This window comes from Nocardia gipuzkoensis (assembly GCF_021183645.1).
In the GTDB taxonomy this organism is placed as follows: domain Bacteria; phylum Actinomycetota; class Actinomycetes; order Mycobacteriales; family Mycobacteriaceae; genus Nocardia; species Nocardia abscessus.
The window spans coordinates 254,917-274,595 of the sequence record NZ_CP089225.1; the positions used below are offsets into that span (position 1 = coordinate 254,917).

The following is a 19,679-nucleotide window of genomic DNA, read 5'->3' on the forward strand; positions in this document are numbered from 1 at the left end:
ACGCCTATCGAGCTCGGGGGTGGGCCGTGGCCCAGACTTCGCGCAAGGTGTTGACCGTGACCAGGGTGTAGATCTGGGTCGTGGTCACCGACGCGTGGCCGAGCAGCTCCTGCACCACCCTGACGTCGGCACCACCATCGAGCAAGTGGGTGGCGAACGAATGGCGCAGCGTGTGCGGCGACACCGCCGCCGCGATGCCCGCGCGTTCGGCCGCGGTGTGCAGGACCCGCCAGGCACTCTGCCGGGACAGACGGGTGCCGCGAGCATTCAGGAAGAGGGCTCCCCCAGTGCCCTTACCCCGTGCGGCGAGCACGGGACGTCCACGGACCAGATAGGCGTCCACGGCGGTGAGGGCGGGGCGCCCGATCGGCACCAGGCGCTGTTTGCCGCCCTTGCCGCGCAGCACGACCGCCCGCTCCTCGACATCGAGATCGTCGAGGTCCAACCCGACCGTCTCCGAAATCCGGGCGCCGGTGGAATACAGCAATTCCAGCAGCGCACGGTCGCGCAGGCCGCGCGGTCCGCCGTCCGTGCCCGCCGCGGCGTCGGCGGGCCCGCCCCCTGCCGCCTCCAGTACGCGCAGCACCTGGTCGTAGGGCAGCGCCTTGGGCAACCTGCGCCCCGGCGCCGGCGGCTTCACCGCGTGCGCGACATCGGTGTCGGTCAGTCCCTCCGCCGCGGCGAAGCGATGCCAGCCACGCACCGCGATCAGCGCGCGGGCCACCGAACTCGCCGCCAGCGCGGAGTGCCCGTCACCGCCCGAGCGCAGCGCCATGGTGAACTCCGCGACGTCGGATTCGGCGACCCGCTCCAGCGAGCCGATGCCGCGCCCGGCCAGGAAGTCCAGGTAACGACCGAGGTCACGCCGATAGGCGCCCAGGGTATTGGGCGCGACGCCGCGCTCGACGGCGAGATGGTCGAGATAGGCGTCGAGTTCGCGACCGAGCACCTCCGGTCAGTCTTCGGGCTTCTGGGCCGCCTTGCGGCGGAGGAAGGCCGTCGGCTGCCCCTGCCACGGAGCGTCCGGCGGCCGCGGCTCGATACCGCCCGCCCGCGCGGCCGCCAGTGCGAGCACGCCCGCGACGGCGGTGGCGTTGACGATCTCCCCGGCCAGCGCCGCGCGGACCGCCTCCTGGACCGGCATGCGGACCACTTCGAGGTCCGCCTCTTCCAGTTCCGGCTCCGGACGCTCGGTCTCGTACAGATCCCGGGCCAGGTAGACCCGCAGCGCTTCGTCGGTGAACCCGGGCGAGAGCACCACGTCCACCAGAACCGCCCACTCCCGCGCGGCCAGCCCGGTCTCCTCGGCCAGCTCACGCCGGGCCGCGAGCAGCGGGTCCTCGCCGGGCAGGTCGAGCAGCCCGGCGGGCAGTTCGAGCAGGCGCCTGCCGATCGGGTGGCGGTACTGGTTGATCAGCACCACGTTGTCGTCGTCATCGATCGCGGCGACGGCGACGGCGCCGTGGTGCTCGATCACCTCGCGCTCGACGACGCGCCCGCCCGGCATGCGCACCTGGTCGAGCCGCAACGCCAGGATGGCGCCGCTGTAGACGGTCTCGCCGGAAACGATCTCGAAATCGTGGCTGCCCGGTTCGGCAGCTCCCCCGTTGGTCATGCCGTTACGCCTGTTCCGTCGCACCCGCGAGTTCCTCACCCGGAATGTCCACCGGGAGTCGTTCGGCCGCCTTGTATTTCAGCGCCGCCGAGATGAGCGCCGCGAACAGCGGATGCGGGCGGGTCGGGCGGCTCTTCAACTCCGGGTGCGCCTGGGTGGCGACGAAGAACGGATGCGTGTCGGCGGGCAGCTCGACGAACTCGACCAGGTGCCCGTCCGGCGAGGTGCCGCTGAACTTCAATCCGCTCTCGGCGATCTTGTCGCGGTAGGCGTTGTTCACCTCGTAGCGGTGACGATGACGCTCGGAAACGTGCTCGCTGCCGTAGGCATGGGCGACCACCGAGCCCTTCTCCAGCACGGCCGGGTAGGCGCCGAGGCGCATGGTGCCGCCGAGATCGGCCTCACCGGCCACGGCCTGCTCCTGGTCGGCCATGGTGGAGATGACCGGATGCGGTGTGTCCGGCTCGAATTCGGCCGAGTTCGCCTCCGTCAGCCCCACCCTGCGAGCCGCTTCGATCACGACGCACTGCAGGCCGAGGCACAGGCCCAGCAGCGGGATGCCGCGGGTGCGCGCGTAGTGGATCGCGCCGACCTTACCCTCGATGCCGCGGATGCCGAATCCACCGGGAATCAGCACGGCGTCCACCTCGCGCAGCGCGTGCTGCGCGCCGGAGGGGGTCTCGCACTCGTCGGAGGGCACCCAGCGGATGTTCACCTTCGCGCGCGAGGCGAACCCGCCCGCGCGCAGCGCCTCGGTGACCGAGAGGTAGGCGTCGGGCAGGTCGACGTACTTGCCGACCAGCGCGACCTCGACCGTCTCGCGCGGGGAGTGCACCCGGTCGAGCAGATCGCCCCACACGGTCCAGTCCACGTCGCGGAACGGCAGGCCCAGCCTGCGCACCACGTAGGCGTCCAGCCCCTCCCGGTGCAGCACGCGGGGGATGTCGTAGATCGACGGCGCGTCCGGGGTGGAGATGCAGGCGTCCACCTCGACGTCGCACATCAGCGCGATCTTGCTCTTCAGCGCCTGCGGGACCTCGCGGTCGCAGCGCAGGATCAGCGCGTCGGGCTGGATGCCGATATTGCGCAGCGCGGCCACCGAGTGCTGGGTCGGCTTGGTCTTCAGTTCACCCGACGGCGCGAGGTAGGGCACCAGCGACACGTGCAGGAAGAAGACGTTGTCGCGTCCGACGTCGTGGCGGATCTGGCGGGCGGCCTCCAGGAACGGCTGCGACTCGATGTCGCCGACGGTGCCGCCGATCTCGGTGATCACCACGTCCGGGGTCTGGCCCTGCAGATCCGGGCCGCGCATGGCGAGGATCCGGTGCTTGATCTCGTCGGTGATATGCGGGATCACCTGCACCGTGTCACCGAGATACTCGCCGCGGCGTTCCTTGGCGATCACCGACGAATAGATTTGCCCGGTGGTCACATTCGCGTCCCGGGACAGGTCCCGGTCGAGGAAGCGCTCGTAGTGGCCGACGTCCAGGTCGGTCTCCGCGCCGTCCTCCGTCACGAACACCTCGCCGTGCTGGAAGGGGTTCATCGTGCCGGGATCGACGTTCAAGTACGGGTCGAGTTTCTGCATCGTGACGCGCAGCCCACGCGCCGTCAACAGCTGACCGAGGCTGGAGGCGGTAAGACCTTTACCCAATGAGGAGGCGACACCACCGCTGACGAAGATGTGCTTCGTGGCCGTTCGCGCCTGAATCCGTGTTTGACCCACGGGTCTTCACGGTAACACGAATCCGCCCGTCCGTTCGAATGCCACGCTCGTTTGCCGGTCGATCGCCAGGCGCCGGTCAGAGCATCCGCGGCCCGACTGTGAGGCGGGTCGCGTCCCGGACGGCAGCCGTCGCCGGGAACCGGTGCCGCGAAGACCGCGCAGACGGCCGTCCGACGCCCGGCCCGGCCCGATACCGCAGCGGCGTACCGGGCGATTTCAGCAGGTCAACCCGGGAGCGCGGCCAAGGTGAGCGACGCTGCTTCGGCGCCGGTGCCGTAGCGGCCCGCACCGCCGTTGAGCTGTTCGCCGAGCGCGAGCACCGTGGTGACGCGGCCGAGTTCTCGTTCGAGATTGTCGACGGTGCTCACCTGCGCCGCGAGCGCGGCGTCGGTCCGGACCACGGCGATCGGCCCCTGCGCGTCCGCGGCTCCCGTGCGGCCCGCGAGCACCACCCCCGCCCCACGCCCGCGCAGGGCTCCGGCGAAGCGGGCGGCGTTCGAGCCGGCGCCGTCCCGGGCGGCATCGACGCCGTTGCCGGTGATCACGACCGCGAGCTGCGCGGGCCGCACCGGCGTGTCGCCGTAGGCGAGGAAACCGCCGCCGCGCAGTGTCTCCAGCACCAACTCGAGCTCCTGCGGGGTGCCGCGAGTTTGCCCGCTGGCCGGGTCCACGAGCAGCACCAGGCCGAGCAGGTCACCGGCCATACTGCCCTGGTCCACCGCGCCGGTACGCAGCTGCGCCCCGGCCGGGATGACGTTCGTGACGGCCGTGCGCATCCGGTCACCCTCGGCGGCGTCGAGGAATGCCTCGGTGAGCGCGATCCGGCCGGTGACGCCCGCGCCGGAGACCTCGAGCGCCCGCGTCACCGCGTCGACGTCCCCGGGATCGGCGTCCGGCGTCGTGAACACGACGACGCTGCGGTCGGCGAGCGTACCGCCGAGGATGCGGCCCGACGACCCGGCGACGAACCGGTCGGCGGCCATGGCCTGGTCATCGAGCTGCCGGTTCTGCTCGGTCAGGGCGTCGACCTGCTGCCGCAGCTCGGTCTTGTCCGTCCGCAGGCCCGACAGCAGGTCCGCCGCGAGCGTCTGGGATCCGAGCACCACGCCGATCGCGAGCGCGAGGAAGATCGCGACGATCGAGACCGCATGCTGGCGCATCGAAATCATTGTTCTCCCTTTAAAGTTGCCAGGATCCGAGCTGCCCTTGCGCCCACCGCGCGAAGCGGTTCCAGATGTCCACACTCCAGTCCACGAACTCGCCGCCGCTGTTGGACGCCAGCAGTACGACGATCACCGCGACCAGCGCGGCGAGTACCACCAGCGCGACCGCGATCCCGGACACCCGGGTGCGGTACAGGGTGGCCACGGCCTTCGCGTCCATCAGCTTCGTGCCGACCTTGAGCCGGGTGAGGAACGTGGCCGGATTGCTGTCGCGCCGGCCGCGATCGAAGAAATCGTCGAGCGAGGCAGGCGCCCCCGCGGTGACGATCAGCGCCGCACCGTGATGATCCGCGAGCAGCAGTGCCAGATCGGCGGCCGAACCGGAGGAGGGGAACGTCGTCGCGCCGATGCCGAGGTCCTGGATGCGTTCCAGCCCCTTGGCGTGACCGTCGGTGTCGGCGGGCAGGATCACCTCGGCGCCACACTTCATGGTCGCGGAGGTGATCTCGTCTGGGTCGCCGACGATGACATCGGGCCGGTAGCCCCGCCTGCGCAGCGTGTCGGCGCCGCGGCCGACGCCGATCAGAATCGGGGCGTATTCCTTGATGAACGGCTTGAGCCGCTGCAGATCCTCGGCATGATCCGGGCCGTCGGCGACGACGACCACGTGCCGGTGCTTCATCGACAAATCCAGTTCCGGAACGCCGAAGCCATCGATGAGCAGGGCGCTCTCGGTCCGGATGAACTCGATGGTGTTGCCCGCGAAGGCCTCCAGGTGATCGGCCAGACCGTTGCGCGCCTCGATCATCCGTTCCGCGATGGCGGACTCGGTGAGCTCGATGCCCTCGACGAGGACCTCCGGCTCCTTCTTGATCAGCTTGTCGGCATAGACCACCCCGCCATCGATGCGGACCTTCACACCGTCTTTGATCCTCTTGAACGCGTCCGAGCTCACCGTGTCCAGCAGCAGGATCCCGTTGGTCACCAGTGCCTCGGGGCCGAGGTTCGGGTAGCGGCCGGAAATGGACGGCGAGGTGTTGATCACCGCGCCCACACGCGCCTCGACCAGGCGGTCGGCGGTCATCCGGTCGAGATCCATCTCGTCGAGGACGACGATGTCACCCGGCCCGATCCGCCCGAGCAGCCGCCGGGTGTTGCGATCCACCCGGGCCGTCCCGATCAGACCAGGAAGCGTTTCGGTGTTTCTCGACAACAGCGCCGGCATCCTCATGCGCCGATGATGGCGGCAAACCCTCAACCATTGGTGGAGGCGCGCCGTTTCCCGCCCCACATTCCCGTGCCGGAACCTCCTTGACCACCAGCGCGGCGAGCGCGGCGCCCGGCTGGAGAATCGAAGCCTCGAGCGGTTGCGTTCTGTCTATATTGACTGCTCAGAGTAGTGCGATGATCAGTTGGGGCAACGCGAGCCGACCTCGCCATCTGGGCGCCCGTCTCGCTACCCAGGCGCACGAATCACAGCGACGCGACCGAGCCCCGCCCATGAGCGAGCGGCGCCCCGCAGCTCGACAGCCACGACAGCGAACGAGCCGCTACCGTGAGTGCGCCCCGATCAGCACCACTTCGCGTGCGGACGGCACACGGTCCAGCCGCTGCCGTCGGGACGCTGCGTTCGAGTCCAAGCGGAGTCGCCCGCGCCATCGCTCGCACCGCTCTCGCCGGACTCCGGCCCGGTGCGCCGGTGATATTCACGCAGGGCATCCCGGTGTTCGTTCTGCCGCAGGGGATTCGGGTCGGAGTGCCGGTATCCGAACGGGTCTATCGCGTGCCAGCCCGTCGAGTCGCCGTGCGAACCCGAGCGATCGGAGTGATCGGAGCCGGACAAGGACTCCGCCGCGGCGCCGCCCGCCGCGGACACCGACCCCGCGGCCAGACCAGCGACGATCAGCGCGAGCACTCGCTTCCTCGGCGTTCCCCGCCCTCGCCGGGCCGCCGTGACAGATCGGCGCGCTCCGCCCGCCTCGGTCGTCGCTGGAAGAACGCTGCGCATCATGGCCCCTTCGCCTCGGTGCTGCCCGTTGTCCGGCGGAATTCATCCGCCGTTCATCTACTGATTTCCATAGTAGATGAGGAATCGGACATTACGGACAGCAGTTGTGCGTACCACAGTCTTCACTGGCGAAAGTCGTTGTTCCGAGCCGCTTTGCCGTCGCACAATCGCGGACTTCCCCACAGACCCCATGTCGCTGCGGCAGCAGGCAGCCGGAAACTTGCGGGATTCACACGGATTTCTTCAGTAGATCGAGGCGTTGGCAGTCGACAACTGCATCTGGTTGCGTCGAGGTCGTCCCTGGGCGTACGCAAGCGGCCTCGCCGGAGGGCGGCAACCGGGCAGCTCTGCGCCGATTGTGATGCGGACGACACGATCACCGAGCCGTACCCGCTGTAGCTATATGCTGCCGGTCACACGTAACTCGAAGAGGAGATTTCATGGCCAGCACTACCGTCGACGCCGTCATCGCCGCACCGCGCGAGGTCGTGTACCGGCTCTTCGCCGACCGCGAGAGCATCAGCCCCTACGTGCCGGTCCAGGTCAAGCTGATCAAGCCCGGCCTGACCGAGCGGGAGGGCGTCGGCGCCCAGCACCTGATCGGCCTCGGCCCGGTGGGAGTCACCGAGGAGATCACCAAACTCGTGCCCGGCGAGCGGATGGAATACAAGATCGTCAAGGGCGCGCCGGTGAAGCGCCACGTCGGCATCGTCACCTTCACCGACGCCGACAACGGCACCCTGGTCTCCTACACCATGGAGTCCGACCCGTCGTTGCCGGTGCCCGCCAAGGTGCTGGAGTTCGGGCTGAAGAACCTGATCGGCCAGTTCATCAAGGGCGCGCAGAAGGCCGTGCGCTGACCGGCGCGCTCAGCGCGTCGCCGCCTCGGCGCCCGCTTTCTCCGCGCGCGCCGTCGCCAGCAGCTCCTCCGCGTGTGCCCGGCCGGTCTCGGTGTCGTCGAGACCGGCCAGCATGCGCGCCAGCTCGACGACCCGCTCGTCGTTGGTGAGCGCACGGACACCACTGTTGACCGCGCCCTTGCCGTCGTCGGACTTGTCGACCACCAGATGGGTGTCGGCGAACGCCGCGACCTGCGGCAGATGGGTCACCACGATCACCTGGTGGGTGCGCGCCAACCGGGCCAGCCTGCGACCGATCTCCACCGCGGCGCGCCCGCCGACACCGGCGTCGACCTCGTCGAACACCATGGTCGCTCCGTGATCGGAGCTGGCGAGCACCACTTCCAGCGCGAGCATCACGCGCGACAGCTCACCACCGGACGCGCTCTTGCTCAACGGCAACGACTGCGCGCCCGAATGCGCCGACAGCCGGAACTCGGCCTCGTCGATGCCGGTGGGCCCGGCGTGCAATTCCTGGCCGTCGACGGTGAGCGGCGCCGTGTCCTGCGCTCCCGCGAGCAACGGCCGCACCTCGACTTCCAGACGCGCCTTGCCCATCGCCAGGCCGCCCAGCTCGGCGCTCACCGCCGCCGCCAGCTTGCCAGCCGCCTTGGCCCGCGCGGCGCTCAGCTTCTTCGCCGCCTCCCGCACCCGATCGGCCGCGGTGTCCACCTCGGCGGCCAGCTTGGCCAGCGCCTCTTCCGAGACGTCGAGCGAACCCAGCCGGGTACGCGCTTCCTGCGCCCAGGCCAGCACACCGTCGATGTCGGGCGCGTATTTGCGGGTCAGCGTCTTCAATTCGGCCTGCCGGGTGAGCAGCGAATCCAGCGCGCCCGGGTCCGAAGGCAGGTCGGAGAGATACCCGCTCAACTCGGTGGTCACGTCGATCACGACGGCGATGGCGTCGGCCAGGCGCGGCGCGAGCGCGACCAGCGCCGGGTCGTCGGCGGCCTCGATGCGGGCGCGTGCGGTGCCGAGCGCCTCCAGGGCGCCGGATCCGTCTTCGGGTGTGTCCGCCGGTCCGGCCAGCGCGCCGTGCGCGGTGGCCGCCGCATCGCGCAGCGAATCCAGATCGCTGAGCCTGCGCACCTCGTCTACGATGCGCGCGTCCTCGCCGGGTTCCGGCGCGATGGCGTCGATCTCGTTCAGCGAGTGCTTGAGCCGATCGGCCTCGAGCGCCAATTCCCTGCTGCGCGCGGTCCGTTCGAGCAGTTCGGTGCGGGCGTCGAGCCACGATCGCCGCAGCACCTGGTATTTCCGCAGCGCAGCGCCCACCGCGTCGCCCGCGAACTGGTCCAGCGCCGACAACTGCTGATCGGGGCGCTGCAAACGCAGCTGATCGTTCTGGCCGTGCACGGTCAGCAGGGGCGCGGTGAAATCGGCCAGCACCGAGGCGGGTACGCCGCGGCCGCCGAGATGCGCACGGGAGCGGCCGTCGCTGCCGACCGTGCGGATCGCGATGACGCTGCCGTCGTCGTCCGGCTCGGCGGCGGCCGCTTCCAGCACCTGCGCGACCTCGGCGCGGGCGGCGTCGTTGACGTCGTCGACGGTGAACCGGCCCTCCACCACGGCTCGAGGCGCGCCGAGCCGGACTCGGCCCGCGTCCGCGCGCGCACCGCTGAGCAGATGCAGGCTGGTCACCACCATGGTCTTGCCCGCGCCGGTCTCACCGGTCAGGCAGGTCAGTCCCGCATGGAATTGCGCGGTCGCGGTGGCAATGACGCCAAGCCCGTCAATCCTGATCTCTGTCAGCACTTGTGCTCTCCGTTCGCCGTCGGCCACGCCAGCCTGTCACGGGCAATTGGAACTTGCGCACCATCCGGTCGGCGAACGGTGCGGAGTCCAGCCGCACCCAGCGCACCGGTTGAGCGCCGCGAACCGCCTCGACCCGGCCGCCACTGGGCAGTGCGAGCGTGCGCCTGCCGTCCAGGAAAACTATCGCATCGTGTCCGGGCGCCACGGACTCGACCGCGATCCGCGACTCCGGGCTGGTCACCAGTGGCCGCGCGAAAAGGGCATGGGCATTGCTCGGAATCACCAGCAACGCTTCGAGTTCCGGCCACACCACCGGACCGCCCGCGGAGAAGGCATAGGCGGTCGATCCGGTCGGTGTCGCGATGAGAATGCCGTCGCAGCCGAACGACGACACCGGACGGCCATCCACCTCCAGCACCACTTCCAGCACGCCCATGCGCGAAGCGTTTTCGATGCTCGCCTCGTTCAGCGCCCACCCGCTCTCGACGACCTCGTCGTCGATCCGGACGGTGACATCGATGGTCATCCGATGCTCGATCGTGTAATCGCGCCGGACCACCTGCGCGAGCGCCTCGTCCAGGTGTTCGGCCTCGGCCTCGGTGAGAAAACCGATGCGGCCGAGATTGATTCCGAGCACCGGAACCCCCGCCGAGCGGGCCAGCTCGGCCGCGCGCAGGAACGTTCCGTCGCCACCGAGCACGAGCACCATCTCGCAGCCGACCGCCGCCTCCGGGCTGTGCTCGACCACGCGCACCGGGAAGCCTCCCGGCTCGGCCTCGAATCGCGTGCTGTCCGCCTCGTCGGCGAGCACGCGCAAGCAGATGCCCGCGTCCGCGAAGATCTTCGCCACCCGGTGGGCGGTCTCGATGATCTCCGCGCGGCCCGGATGGGACACCAGCAAGATCTCCCGGCCGCAGGGCTGGGCCAGCGCGTTCACTGTGGACCCTCCTCAACCGCACGTTCGACCAGCGCCGCGACCTGCGCGTCGTCGTACTCGAACGGTCCGTCGTTGCGCAGCCACAAGAAGTATTCGACATTGCCGGACGGCCCGGGCAGCGGGCTGGCCACCGCACCGAGCGTGCGCATGCCCAGCCCCGCGGCCGCGGCCGCCACCGTACGCACCGCGTCGGCGCGCAGCGCGGGATCGCGCACCACGCCGCCGGAGCCGACCCGCTCCTTGCCGACCTCGAACTGCGGTTTCACCATGGGCAGCAGATCGGCGCCGGGCGCAGCGCAGGCCGCCAGCGCGGGCAGCACCAGGCTCAGCGAGATGAACGACAGGTCGCCCACCACCAGCTCGACCGGGCCGCCGATGGTCTCGGGCGTCAGATTGCGCACGTTGGTGCGATCGAACACCCGGACCCGCTCGTCGGTGCGCAGGCGCCAGACCAGCTGGCCGTAGCCCACGTCGACCGCGACGACCTCCCGCGCTTCCCGGCTGAGCAGTACATCGGTGAAACCACCGGTCGACGCGCCCGCGTCCAGGCAGCGCTTGCCCGGCACGGACAGGCCGTCCGGCTCGAACCGCTCCAGCGCGCCGAGCAGTTTGTGCGCGCCGCGCGAAGCCCAGGACACCTCGTCGGGCTCCTCGCGCACCACCAGCGGCGTGCCCGTCTCGACGGCGGTCGCCGGCTTCACCGCGACCGTTCCGGCTATCAGGACGCGGCCGGCACCGATCAGCTCGACCGCGTGTTCCCGCGATCTCGCCAATCCGCGGCGAACCAGTTCCGCGTCCACGCGTGCGCGTCTGGCCACCTCAGATCTTGTCCACCGTGGCCAAGGCCTGTACCAGCACGTCATGTGCCTGCTCCAGGATGCGCGCGCGACGAGTGATGTCGACTCCGGCCTCCGCGCTCTCGGTGGCGGGCGTGGCCCCGCTCCAGCCGGGCCGGTCGAGTTCGGCGAGCAGGCTGTCGACCTCGCCGCGGATTCGCTCCGGATCGGCAGGCTCCGCATGCCCAGCAGCGCCCGGCAGATGCTGACCGGGCAACGGGATCCCCGGGCGGGGACCTTGTGCACCGGCGGCCGTGCCGGGACCGTTCGGACGAGGCGTAGGAGTAGTCATCGTGGCGTCAACGCTATCGGATTTCCGAATCGGACGCGCGTAGCGTCACAGCTCTTCCCGGGTTGCGCTGCAGTATCTCGCCGAGGTCGGCTTCCGGTTCGGCGGCTACCGGCGGGTGAGCGAGGGCGTCGAGGGAGTCGGCGACGAAAGTCGGGATCTGCCCGTCCGGAGCCTTGCGCAGTTCACCCAGGGTGCTGACGCCGGTGAGCACCAGCAACGAGTCGAGGCCGACCCGGTTTGCCCCCTCGATATCGGTGTCGAGGCGGTCGCCCACCACCAAGGCACTGCGGGAGCCTGCCCGCAGGATCGCGTCCTCCAACAGGGGCGCGTACGGTTTGCCCGCCACGATCGGCTCCCGATCGGAGGCGGCGCGCAGCGCGGCGACCATCGCGCCGTTGCCCGGCGCCAGGCCACGTTCGTTCGGCAGGGTCTTGTCGGTGTTGGCCGCGATCCACAGCGCGCCCGACCGCAGAGCGTAAGCGGCTTCGGCGAGGTCCGGCCAGGCGGTTTGGGGCGAATGCCCTTGCACCACAGCGGCGGGCGCCTCCCCGTCGAATCGCCGGATCGGCCGCAGCCCGGCCGCGTCCACTTCGGCGGCCAGGTCGTCGGTCCCGACGACCAGCACGCGAGCGCCTCGATCGAGCCGCTCGGCCAGCAACCGCGCCGCCGCCTGGGCGCTGGTGACCACATCGTCACAGGACGCGGGGAAGCCGAGTTCGGACAGATGCGCCGCGACGACTTCAGGTCCGCGACTGGCATTGTTCGTGACGTACACCAGCCGCTGTTCCGCCTGCCGTCGCGCTGCCAGCGCCTCCGGCGCCCCCGCGATGACCTCGTGACCGCGGTACAGCGTGCCGTCCAGATCCAGCAGCAGGGCTGAATAGCGATCTCGTAGCCGCTTCACACCACTCTCACTCCGTGTCACCGATCGGCGCTGTGCCGACTCGCATACCACCGGCCCCTCCAGCAGCACAGCCGCTCGGCGAGTCCGAGACACTCGAACACTACGCCAGCGAGCGAACCGGAGAGACGTGGCGTCAACCACTGCGACTACCCCGGATCACCAGCGCCACAAGGCGGTTTCGCAGATCACAGGCGGAAGTTCCGGTCATCGGAATCTCACCGATCGACGTTGGGCCGGAGGTATCGCCCGCACGGGTGTCACAACGCGTGCACAAGCCGCCTGATGCCCTAGGGTTCTTCTGTCGATGCCGCACTTCGCGCAGCCACGACGGCCACGCCTGGACTGCCATGCCACGCGACAAGCGCTGCCGGGCCGCCGGGATCGGCAGAACGGGCTGGTCACAAGTCGAAGCCGCGCCTGGGAAAAACCCGGCCTCGGCCCGAGCCGCCACCAGCTACCCGACCTGCCGGTTTCTGTCCTCAGACCGTCATCGATCGGATTTGTGCAGTCGGCGTCGGCATCTCGGAACTCCGGCAACAGACCGTATCGGTCGCCGGGCAGGATTCAGATCTCGCTGTCGCCCGTGAGTTCGGCGGCGCGTTCTTCAGCGTCGGTGTCTCCGTCGAGGTCGGCCGAGGCGGCGTTGAGGAACCAGGTGAGGCCCTCGTCGGTGCGACCCGCGGCCACGAGTGCGTCGGCGTAGGCGTAGAAGAGGCGGGCGGCGGCGGAGCCGGTCCGGGACGGGTCCAGATCCGAGGTCTGCAATGTCACGACCGCTTGGTCGTACTGGCCGAGGTCCATTCGCGCCCCCGCGACGACGATGCGCAGCTCGGCGGCCTCGTCTCCACGTAGGGCGCGGGCCTCGTCACTGCGGCCGAGTTCGATCGCGCGCTCCGGCCTGCCCAGCCCGCGCTCGCAGTCGGCCATGACGGCCAGCAGCCCGGCGCCACCGGACATCCGGCGCGCGGTACGCAGCTCCGACAGGGCTTCCGCCCACTCGCCCGCGTGGTAGGCCACCACACCCGCTGTCTCCCTGACCACCGCGATCCTGCCCGCACGCTGCCGCGCGGCCCGCGCATGCGCGAGAGCGAGCCCGGGATCGTCATCGAGCAGACGCACCGCCATCACCAGGTGCCGGGCAACCGTCTCCGCGTTGCTTTTGTCCAAGCTCAACAGGTCCCGCCGCACGACGGAGTCGAGATCGGTCGCCTGCACTTCTTCCGGCAGATCGGGTTCCTCCGGACGCGGCAGGCGGCGTTCCAGGGAACGGTTCCCGCCGGCACGGGCCCCTTCGCCGCCCCTGCGACGGTCCTGCGACGCGTCGCCGCGCGGCGCCCGGTCCTCGCGATCCGGCCCGGTCTGTCGGCGATCGCCTTCGCGACGCTGGAAACCGGAGTCACCGCGCTGATCGGAATCACCACGACGCTTGAACCCACCCCGCTCGCCCGACTCACTACGCCGGGCATCGCCTCGGTCGCCGGAATCGTCACGGCGACGGTTGAACCCGCCCCGCTCGCCCGACTCACCACGTCGGGCATCGCCTCGGTCGCCGGAATCGTCACGGCGACGGTTGAACCCACCGCGGGAATCGCCGCGATCGAACCCGCCGCGGGCACCGGAGTCACCGCCAGGGCGGAACCCGCCCCGCGAATCGTCGCGACCCTCGCCGGAATCACTCCGGCGTTTGAAGCCGCCGCGGTCGCCCGAATCCTGATTGCGCTGGAATCCGCTTCGCTCCCCGGACCCGCCTCTACCAGCGGAACCGCCACGGCCCGCGGATTCCTCCCTGCGCTGGAAACCACCGCGCTGGGGTGCGTCGCCGCCGCGACGGAAGCCACCGGCGTCACCACCCCGGCCGCTGGACTCCTGACGTTTGAACCCACCGCGCTCGCTCGAACCGCCGCGCTGGTCGTGACCGCCGCTGTCGTCGCGACGGCTTGATCCGGCGGAATTGTCGCGGCGCTGGAAACCACCCCGGTCGGAGGAACCTTCCCGCCGACCGTAGCCACCCGATTCCCCGCGGCGCGGAGAGCCGCCTCGTTCCCCGGAATCGCCACGGCGGTTGAAGCCACCGCCGCGTCGGGCACCGTCCTGCTGGTCACCTCGACCGCCGGACCCGGAGTCTGGAGCGCCGCGCCGGAAGGGCTTCCGATCGTCGTTTTGTTCCGGCACGGTGCTCCCTTTCTTGGTTTCGCGAAAAGTCGTTATACCCACAAATTCAATCACGTACCTGCGGTGGGGCGCGGGGCACGGCAAGGTTCGTCGGAGCTTTTGGGTGCTCGAACGCAGATAGGGGACCCAGTATCTGGGTCCCCTATCGCAATGAATGTTCCGGCGGTGTCCTACTCTCCCACACCCTGTCGAGTGCAGTACCATCGGCGCTGGCAGGCTTAGCTTCCGGGTTCGGAATGGGACCGGGCGTTTCCCTACCGCTATGGCCGCCGTAACTCTATGAAACTATCCACACCCCCCACACCCACCCCACACGAACCGCTCACCGAAAAGGTGAGGGAACCCCGTGGGAGGGTGTAAGCGGTCTGTGTGTTGTTTCAGATACCGCACAGTGGACGCGTAGCAACCTTTGTTGGTAAGTCCTCGGCCGATTAGTACCGGTCACCTCCACACGTTACCGTGCTTCCAGTTCCGGCCTATCAACCCCATGGTCTGTGGGGGGCCTTAACCACTCAAAGGTGGTGAGAAACCTCATCTTGGAACAGGCTTCCCGCTTAGATGCTTTCAGCGGTTATCCCTTCCGAACGTAGCCAACCAGCAGTGCCCTTGGCAGGACAACTGGCACACCAGAGGTTCGTCCGTCCCGGTCCTCTCGTACTAGGGACAGCCTTCCTCAAGTTTCTGACGCGCGCGGCGGATAGAGACCGAACTGTCTCACGACGTTCTAAACCCAGCTCGCGTGCCGCTTTAATGGGCGAACAGCCCAACCCTTGGGACCTACTCCAGCCCCAGGATGCGACGAGCCGACATCGAGGTGCCAAACCATCCCGTCGATATGGACTCTTGGGGAAGATCAGCCTGTTATCCCCGGGGTACCTTTTATCCGTTGAGCGACACCGCTTCCACATGCCGGTGCCGGATCACTAGTCCCGACTTTCGTCCCTGCTCGACCTGTCAGTCTCACAGTCAAGCTCCCTTGTGCACTTGCACTCGACACCTGATTGCCAACCAGGCTGAGGGAACCTTTGGGCGCCTCCGTTACATTTTGGGAGGCAACCGCCCCAGTTAAACTACCCACCAGGCACTGTCCCTGAACCCGATCAGGGTCCGAGGTTAGAAGTCCAATACGACCAGAGTGGTATTTCAACGACGACTCCACGAACACTGGCGTGCCCGCTTCACAGTCTCCCACCTATCCTACACAAACCGTACCGAACACCAATACCAAGCTATAGTGAAGGTCCCGGGGTCTTTTCGTCCTGCCGCGCGTAACGAGCATCTTTACTCGTAATGCAATTTCGCCGAGTCTGTGGTTGAGACAGCAGAGAAGTCGTTACGCCATTCGTGCAGGTCGGAACTTACCCGACAAGGAATTTCGCTACCTTAGGATGGTTATAGTTACCACCGCCGTTTACCGGGGCTTAAATTCTCAGCTTCGCACCCGAAGGCGCTAACCGGTCCTCTTAACCTTCCGGCACCGGGCAGGCGTCAGTCCGTATACATCGTCTTACGACTTCGCACGGACCTGTGTTTTTAGTAAACAGTCGCTTCTCTCTGGTCTCTGCGACCACACCCAGCTCACAGCGTAAAGCCGGTCACCAGACGTGGTCCCCCTTCTCCCGAAGTTACGGGGGCATTTTGCCGAGTTCCTTAACCACAGTTCTCTCGATCGCCTCGGTATTCTCTACCTGACCACCTGTGTCGGTTTGGGGTACGGGCCGTGTACCAACTCACTAGAGGCTTTTCTCGGCAGCATAGGATCACTGAATTCGCCTCAATCGGCTACGCATCACCTCTCAGGCTGTATGAATGGCGGATTTGCCTACCACTCGCCCTACAGGCTTACACCAGGTATTCCATCACCTGGCCCAGCTACCTTCCTGCGTCACCCCATCGCTTGACTACTACAGCAGGGGTCGTGCGCAGCCGCTTCAAGCTTCCCGAAGGAAGTCCATCCACATTTGGGCACTTAGCACCACTGATTCGCCACTGGGCGCGGATACACGGGTACGGGAATATCAACCCGTTGTCCATCGACTACGCCTGTCGGCCTCGCCTTAGGTCCCGACTCACCCTGGGCGGATTAACCTGGCCCAGGAACCCTTGGTCATTCGGCGGACGAGTTTCTCACTCGTCTTTCGCTACTCATGCCTGCATTCTCACTCGCGTAGCCTCCACAACTAGCTCACACTGCTGCTTCCATGGCTACACGACGCTCCCCTACCCACCCCAGCTCCTGGCTCGAAAGCAGAATAATGCTGGAGTGCCGCGGCTTCGGCGGTGTACTTGAGCCCCGCTACATTGTCGGCGCAGAATCACTTGACCAGTGAGCTATTACGCACTCTTTCAAGGGTGGCTGCTTCTAAGCCAACCTCCTGGTTGTCTTCGCGACTCCACATCCTTTTCCACTTAGTACACGCTTAGGGGCCTTAGCCGGCGATCTGGGCTGTTTCCCTCTCGACTACGAAGCTTATCCCCCGCAGTCTCACTGCCGCGCTCTCACACACCGGCATTCGGAGTTTGGCTGATTTCGGTAAGCTTGTAGGCCCCCTAGACCATCCAGTAGCTCTACCTCCGGTGTGAAACACGCGACGCTGCACCTAAATGCATTTCGGGGAGAACCAGCTATCACGGAGTTTGATTGGCCTTTCACCCCTACCCACAGCTCATCCCCTCAGTTTTCAACCTAAGTGGGTTCGGGCCTCCACGACGTCTTACCGTCGCTTCACCCTGGCCATGGGTAGATCACTCCGCTTCGGGTCCATGATATGCGACTCACACGCCCTATTCGGACTCGCTTTCGCTACGGCTACCCCACACGGGTTAACCTCGCCACACACCGATGACTCGCAGGCTCATTCTTCAAAAGGCACGCCATCACCCCACCCCGAAGGGAAGGCTCTGACGGATTGTAAGCGCACGGTTTCAGGTACTATTTCACTCCCCTCCCGGGGTACTTTTCACCTTTCCCTCACGGTACTAGTCCGCTATCGGTCACCAGGGAGTATTCAGGCTTACCGGGTGGTCCCGGCAGATTCACAGCAGATTTCACGGGCCCGCTGCTACTCGGGCACCCACTACAACAGAGCACGTGTTTTCGTCTACGGGATTATCACCCTCTACGACAGGCCGTTCCAGACCACTTCGACTAACACGAACTTTTCTGACTGTCGCTCGACTCGGCAGAATCGAGAAAGTGAGCCCCACTACCCCGCCCAGACAACCCCTGCCGGGTATCACATCTGAACGGTTTAGCCTCATCCGCTTTCGCTCGCCACTACTCACGGAATCACAATTGTTTTCTCTTCCTGTGGGTACTGAGATGTTTCACTTCCCCACGTTCCCTCCCAACCGCCTATATATTCAGCGGCAGGTGACACGACATCACTCGTGCCGGGTTTCCCCATTCGGAAATCCTCGGATCTCAGCTCGGTTGACAGCTCCCCGAGGCTTATCGCAGCCTCCTACGTCCTTCATCGGCTCCTGGTGCCAAGGCATCCACCGTACGCTCTTCAACACTTACTAACAAAGATGCTCGCGTCCACTGTGCAGTTCTCAAACAACACACCCACACCGAATCGAACTCCAAGACCATCGAAATCAAAAACCCCGAGGTATCAAGGAAATCCGGGCGGATCGTATTTTTTGCCTGGAAAGAACGCCTGTTCTTTCAGGACCCAACAGTGTGTCGATATATCAACCGCCAGCCGATCATCCAAGACCGACCGATACACGGAAGAAGTTGTCAGCGTTCCACCCATGAGCTCCGCAGTCCCACATTCGAGGACATAAGCGGCTCTGCCAGAAGCGATCCCGACTCCACGAGACACTCACTGGAGATGCTCCTTAGAAAGGAGGTGATCCAGCCGCACCTTCCGGTACGGCTACCTTGTTACGACTTCGTCCCAATCGCCGATCCCACCTTCGACGGCTCCCTCCCACAAGGGGTTAGGCCACCGGCTTCGGGTGTTACCGACTTTCATGACGTGACGGGCGGTGTGTACAAGGCCCGGGAACGTATTCACCGCAGCGTTGCTGATCTGCGATTACTAGCGACTCCAACTTCACGGGGTCGAGTTGCAGACCCCGATCCGAACTGAGACCGGCTTTAAGGGATTCGCTCCACCTCACGGTATCGCAGCCCTCTGTACCGGCCATTGTAGCATGTGTGAAGCCCTGGACATAAGGGGCATGATGACTTGACGTCGTCCCCACCTTCCTCCGAGTTGACCCCGGCAGTCTCTCACGAGTCCCCGCCATTACGCGCTGGCAACATAAGATAAGGGTTGCGCTCGTTGCGGGACTTAACCCAACATCTCACGACACGAGCTGACGACAGCCATGCACCACCTGTACACCGACCACAAGGGGGCCTACATCTCTGCAGGTTTCCGGTGTATGTCAAACCCAGGTAAGGTTCTTCGCGTTGCATCGAATTAATCCACATGCTCCGCCGCTTGTGCGGGCCCCCGTCAATTCCTTTGAGTTTTAGCCTTGCGGCCGTACTCCCCAGGCGGGGTACTTAATGCGTTAGCTACGGCACGGATCCCGTGGAAGGAAACCCACACCTAGTACCCACCGTTTACGGCGTGGACTACCAGGGTATCTAATCCTGTTCGCTACCCACGCTTTCGCTTCTCAGCGTCAGTTACTGCCCAGAGACCCGCCTTCGCCACCGGTGTTCCTCCTGATATCTGCGCATTTCACCGCTACACCAGGAATTCCAGTCTCCCCTGCAGTACTCAAGTCTGCCCGTATCGCCCGCAAGCTTGGGGTTGAGCCCCAAGTTTTCACGGACGACGCGACAAACCGCCTACAAGCTCTTTACGCCCAGTAATTCCGGACAACGCTCGCACCCTACGTATTACCGCGGCTGCTGGCACGTAGTTGGCCGGTGCTTCTTCTACAGGTACCGTCACTTGCGCTTCGTCCCTGTCGAAAGAGGTTTACAACCCGAAGGCCGTCATCCCTCACGCGGCGTCGCTGCATCAGGCTTTCGCCCATTGTGCAATATTCCCCACTGCTGCCTCCCGTAGGAGTCTGGGCCGTGTCTCAGTCCCAGTGTGGCCGGTCGCCCTCTCAGGCCGGCTACCCGTCGTCGCCTTGGTAGGCCATTACCCCACCAACAAGCTGATAGGCCGCGGGCCCATCTCGCACCGATAAATCTTTCCACCCACCGCCATGCGACAGCAGGTCATATCCGGTATTAGACCCAGTTTCCCAGGCTTATCCCGAAGTGCGAGGCAGATCACCCACGTGTTACTCACCCGTTCGCCGCTCGTGTACCCCGAAGGGCCTTACCGCTCGACTTGCATGTGTTAAGCACGCCGCCAGCGTTCGTCCTGAGCCAGGATCAAACTCTCCGTTGAAGA

Annotated in this window: 12 protein-coding genes, 3 rRNA genes and 1 pseudogene; 1 reads left to right on the forward strand and 15 read right to left on the reverse strand. The window is 66.5% G+C overall.

What is annotated here, in order from left to right:
* Positions 1 to 4: 4 nt before the first annotated feature.
* From xerD to LTT66_RS01165, 6 genes are all read right to left on the reverse strand, one after another.
* Positions 5 to 949 carry a site-specific tyrosine recombinase XerD gene (gene xerD, locus LTT66_RS01140; protein WP_233063301.1) on the reverse strand — a complete coding sequence of 315 codons (945 nt, stop codon included), beginning with the start codon at positions 947 to 949 and terminating at the stop codon, positions 5 to 7.
* A gap of 6 nt (positions 950 to 955) precedes the next feature.
* Complete coding sequence (locus tag LTT66_RS01145; RefSeq protein WP_233063302.1) at positions 956 to 1,615, reverse strand: NUDIX domain-containing protein; 660 nt, start codon at positions 1,613 to 1,615, stop codon at positions 956 to 958.
* Positions 1,616 to 1,619: 4 nt separating this feature from the next.
* Entirely contained in the window at positions 1,620 to 3,341 is a 1,722-nt protein-coding gene (locus LTT66_RS01150; RefSeq protein WP_233063303.1) for a CTP synthase, read from the reverse strand.
* A 224-nt stretch (positions 3,342 to 3,565) separates the two neighbouring features.
* Complete coding sequence (locus tag LTT66_RS01155; protein WP_233063305.1) at positions 3,566 to 4,510, reverse strand: copper transporter; 945 nt, start codon at positions 4,508 to 4,510, stop codon at positions 3,566 to 3,568.
* A 10-nt stretch (positions 4,511 to 4,520) separates the two neighbouring features.
* The gene (gene steA / locus LTT66_RS01160) at positions 4,521 to 5,735 is read right to left on the reverse strand and encodes a putative cytokinetic ring protein SteA (RefSeq protein ID WP_233063307.1); all 1,215 of its coding nucleotides are present in this window, start codon (positions 5,733 to 5,735) and stop codon (positions 4,521 to 4,523) included.
* A 339-nt stretch (positions 5,736 to 6,074) separates the two neighbouring features.
* A complete protein-coding gene (locus LTT66_RS01165; protein WP_233063309.1) occupies positions 6,075 to 6,419 on the reverse strand; it encodes a hypothetical protein in 345 nt (114 codons plus the stop codon).
* Between the two features lie 533 nt (positions 6,420 to 6,952).
* Here LTT66_RS01165 and LTT66_RS01170 point away from each other — a divergent pair.
* Positions 6,953 to 7,372, forward strand: coding sequence for an SRPBCC family protein (locus LTT66_RS01170; protein WP_233063310.1), 420 nt, complete (start codon positions 6,953 to 6,955; stop codon positions 7,370 to 7,372).
* A gap of 9 nt (positions 7,373 to 7,381) precedes the next feature.
* Here LTT66_RS01170 and recN read toward each other — a convergent pair whose 3' ends face one another.
* The 9 genes and pseudogenes from recN to LTT66_RS01215 form a co-directional block, all read right to left on the reverse strand.
* Positions 7,382 to 9,166: a DNA repair protein RecN gene (gene recN, locus LTT66_RS01175; RefSeq protein WP_233063312.1), complete on the reverse strand. Its 1,785-nt coding sequence runs from the start codon at positions 9,164 to 9,166 to the stop codon at positions 7,382 to 7,384.
* Positions 9,144 to 10,103, reverse strand: coding sequence for an NAD kinase (locus tag LTT66_RS01180; protein WP_181725673.1), 960 nt, complete (start codon positions 10,101 to 10,103; stop codon positions 9,144 to 9,146). Before LTT66_RS01180 ends, recN begins: the two co-directional genes overlap by 23 nt.
* Positions 10,100 to 10,921, reverse strand: a complete 822-nt coding sequence (locus LTT66_RS01185; protein ID WP_233063313.1) for a TlyA family RNA methyltransferase — start codon at positions 10,919 to 10,921, stop codon at positions 10,100 to 10,102. Before LTT66_RS01185 ends, LTT66_RS01180 begins: the two co-directional genes overlap by 4 nt.
* A 1-nt stretch (position 10,922) precedes the next feature.
* The gene (locus tag LTT66_RS01190) at positions 10,923 to 11,231 is read right to left on the reverse strand and encodes a hypothetical protein (RefSeq protein ID WP_220136165.1); all 309 of its coding nucleotides are present in this window, start codon (positions 11,229 to 11,231) and stop codon (positions 10,923 to 10,925) included.
* A 13-nt stretch (positions 11,232 to 11,244) separates the two neighbouring features.
* Entirely contained in the window at positions 11,245 to 12,135 is an 891-nt protein-coding gene (locus LTT66_RS01195; RefSeq protein ID WP_233063314.1) for an HAD-IIA family hydrolase, read from the reverse strand.
* A gap of 564 nt (positions 12,136 to 12,699) precedes the next feature.
* Positions 12,700 to 13,791, reverse strand: a pseudogene (locus LTT66_RS37315) (hypothetical protein); the annotation flags it as partial.
* 673 nt (positions 13,792 to 14,464) lie between these two features.
* Positions 14,465 to 14,581 (reverse strand): 5S ribosomal RNA (rrf, locus tag LTT66_RS01205).
* A 137-nt stretch (positions 14,582 to 14,718) separates the two neighbouring features.
* A 23S ribosomal RNA gene (locus LTT66_RS01210) occupies positions 14,719 to 17,832 on the reverse strand.
* Between the two features lie 325 nt (positions 17,833 to 18,157).
* A 16S ribosomal RNA gene (locus LTT66_RS01215) occupies positions 18,158 to 19,676 on the reverse strand.
* The 16S, 23S and 5S rRNA genes sit together here, the layout of an rRNA operon.
* Between the last annotated feature and the right edge of the window lie 3 nt (positions 19,677 to 19,679).

What these genes read in the sequence shown, in the direction of transcription:
- LTT66_RS01145 (WP_233063302.1), bottom strand. Translation starts at nt 1,615, where the DNA reads ATGACCAACGGGGGAGCTGCCGAACCGGGCAGCCACGATTTCGAGATC.
- LTT66_RS01155 (WP_233063305.1), bottom strand. Translation starts at nt 4,510, where the DNA reads ATGATTTCGATGCGCCAGCATGCGGTCTCGATCGTCGCGATCTTCCTC.
- steA (WP_233063307.1), bottom strand. Translation starts at nt 5,735, where the DNA reads ATGAGGATGCCGGCGCTGTTGTCGAGAAACACCGAAACGCTTCCTGGT.
- LTT66_RS01170 (WP_233063310.1), top strand. Translation starts at nt 6,953, where the DNA reads ATGGCCAGCACTACCGTCGACGCCGTCATCGCCGCACCGCGCGAGGTC.
- LTT66_RS01190 (WP_220136165.1), bottom strand. Translation starts at nt 11,231, where the DNA reads ATGACTACTCCTACGCCTCGTCCGAACGGTCCCGGCACGGCCGCCGGT.